This is a genomic window from Flectobacillus sp. (genome assembly GCF_049240685.1).
Taxonomy (GTDB): domain Bacteria; phylum Bacteroidota; class Bacteroidia; order Cytophagales; family Spirosomataceae; genus Flectobacillus.
In genome coordinates this window covers 1-1,935 of sequence record NZ_JBMLSD010000223.1, presented here as the reverse complement: position 1 = coordinate 1,935, position 1,935 = coordinate 1, and the positions used below count along the sequence as shown (strand labels likewise).

Annotated in this window: 3 protein-coding genes; all 3 read left to right on the top strand. The window is 35.7% G+C overall.

The features are described 5' to 3' along the window. Positions 1-244: 244 nt before the first annotated feature. The 3 genes from ACOVQ4_RS10125 to ACOVQ4_RS10115 are packed head-to-tail and all read left to right on the top strand — an operon-like array spanning position 245 to position 1,772. Entirely contained in the window at positions 245-463 is a 219-nt protein-coding gene (locus ACOVQ4_RS10125) for a helix-turn-helix domain-containing protein (RefSeq protein WP_421820526.1), read from the top strand. Further along, positions 460-786 (top strand): HipA N-terminal domain-containing protein, encoded by a 327-nt coding sequence (locus ACOVQ4_RS10120; protein ID WP_421820525.1) that lies wholly within the window; start codon positions 460-462, stop codon positions 784-786. Before ACOVQ4_RS10125 ends, ACOVQ4_RS10120 begins: the two co-directional genes overlap by 4 nt. Then, the gene (locus ACOVQ4_RS10115; protein ID WP_421820524.1) at positions 786-1,772 is read left to right on the top strand and encodes a type II toxin-antitoxin system HipA family toxin; all 987 of its coding nucleotides are present in this window, start codon (positions 786-788) and stop codon (positions 1,770-1,772) included. Before ACOVQ4_RS10120 ends, ACOVQ4_RS10115 begins: the two co-directional genes overlap by 1 nt. Positions 1,773-1,935 lie beyond the last annotated feature (163 nt).

Below are 1,935 nucleotides of genomic sequence, written 5' to 3'. Positions count from 1 at the left end.
AGTGTGGTTCTTCGATTAAACAGTAGTGCTAAAAAGCCCCGCCTTCGCCAAGCGCCAAACCGTTACCACAAATACCTCAAAAAGAGAGAAATACGCATACTCAAAATAATAGTGCCGTATGATGCACTATTTAATGAAATTAAATAGTGAAAACCCAATACGTGTATTATATAGTGCTATTTACTGCTCTTTTTATTGAATTTATAAAAATTTATAGTAAATTTGCATGAAATAATGCTTTATAATGCACTTAACCGAATTAATAAAAACCATTAAAGAACGAAGGGAAGCACTACAAGTAACACAGGAGGGGTTGGCTGAACTATCAGGTGTTGGACTGAGAACTTTAAAACAGTTTGAAAGCGGAAAAGGAAATCCTACACTGTCAACATTACATAAACTATCTGATGTTTTGGGCATGGAGATTTGCCTAAAAATTAAAAATGTGACGCATTTTAAATGAGAAAATCCAAAGTTCTTTTTAAAAATGAAGAAGCGGGTATCTTAACCCAATACGATGATGGTTCGTTTTCATTTCGTTATCACGAAGACTGGATAGCCAATAACGCTAGGCAAAGCATCAGTCTAACTTTACCTAAAAACGAAAAAGAATTTCATTCTAAATACCTGTTTCCATTTTTTTACAGCCTGCTTCCCGAAGGTTCTAATAAGCAAGTGGCATGCAAATTTAATAGAATCGATAAAGAAGACTATTTCGGATTGCTCATGACTACTGCAAAAAATGACAGCATAGGTGCTGTTAGAATTATTAAGCTAGAAAACTAATGAGCTTACCAGAAATTAAATATTGTCCCAGCACATTATCCGAAGGTTTTAATACATATAGCAGAACAGCTTTGAATAGAGTTTTTCAGGGCAAGAAGGTACACCATGTTTTGCCTTACGATTCTCCAGCATCTAACCCAGATACGGATCAGCTGTTTGAAGAAAACCGCAGTCGCATGTCGATATCGGGCGTACAAGAAAAATTTTCTGTTTTGCTTGACAAAAACAAGTTAAGGCTCATTAAAGAAAATGAGCAAGGGACTTATATTCTGAAACCAATTCCAGGTACCGGTAAAAAGCCAGACCAAATGCCTGCCAATGAGCATTTAACCATGCAAATTGCCCGTCAGGTCTATGGAATAGAGACTGCAGAAAATGCATTGATTTTTTTTAAAGATGGCACACCTGCCTACATCACAAAAAGATTTGATGTAAAAGAGGATGGTTCAAAACTAGCTCAAGATGACTTTGCTTCCTTAGCAAAAAGAACCCCACAAACACATGGAGAACATTACAAGTATCTCGGGAATTATTTAGATCTATTTGAAATAATGCGGAACTATTTAACAACTTACAAGATAGAAGCGCCAAAATTGTTAAGAGTACTTATCTTTAATTATCTTTTTTCAAATGGAGACGCACATTTTAAAAATTTTTCTATACTAGAAACACCCTTTGGAGATTATCGACTGAGTCCAGCTTATGATTTACTAAATAGCCGTATCCACATTGAAGATAAAGACTTTGCATTAGATGATGGTCTATTGCCTAGAAATCTAGCCCATGGCAAAATCGGTTTACAATTTGCTCAACTAGCAGAGAAAGCAGAAATCAGTGAAAAAAATTTTCAGGAAATTATGGCATTGATGATTTCTCAATCAGATTTAGTTGAAAGAATGGTAGCTGCTTCTTATCTAAATGATACCACTAAAAGAAATTATTTCCAATCTTTTCAAGGCCGTTTAAATCAACTGACCAAAGCATGAAATATGATGCACCAAAAGAATTTATAATTTTGTCTACAATACCTATAAGTCTAGGTGATTACAGCACCCACCCAAAAGGCAGGGTTGCGTATTCGAAAGTCAGTTTTGTGGTAGCCGAAAGTTTTGTTCTACGCATCAATCCGCCAGTCGGCGGATGGTAAAA

What these genes read in the sequence shown, in the direction of transcription:
- ACOVQ4_RS10125 (WP_421820526.1), top strand. Translation starts at nt 245, where the DNA reads ATGCACTTAACCGAATTAATAAAAACCATTAAAGAACGAAGGGAAGCA.
- ACOVQ4_RS10120 (WP_421820525.1), top strand. Translation starts at nt 460, where the DNA reads ATGAGAAAATCCAAAGTTCTTTTTAAAAATGAAGAAGCGGGTATCTTA.
- ACOVQ4_RS10115 (WP_421820524.1), top strand. Translation starts at nt 786, where the DNA reads ATGAGCTTACCAGAAATTAAATATTGTCCCAGCACATTATCCGAAGGT.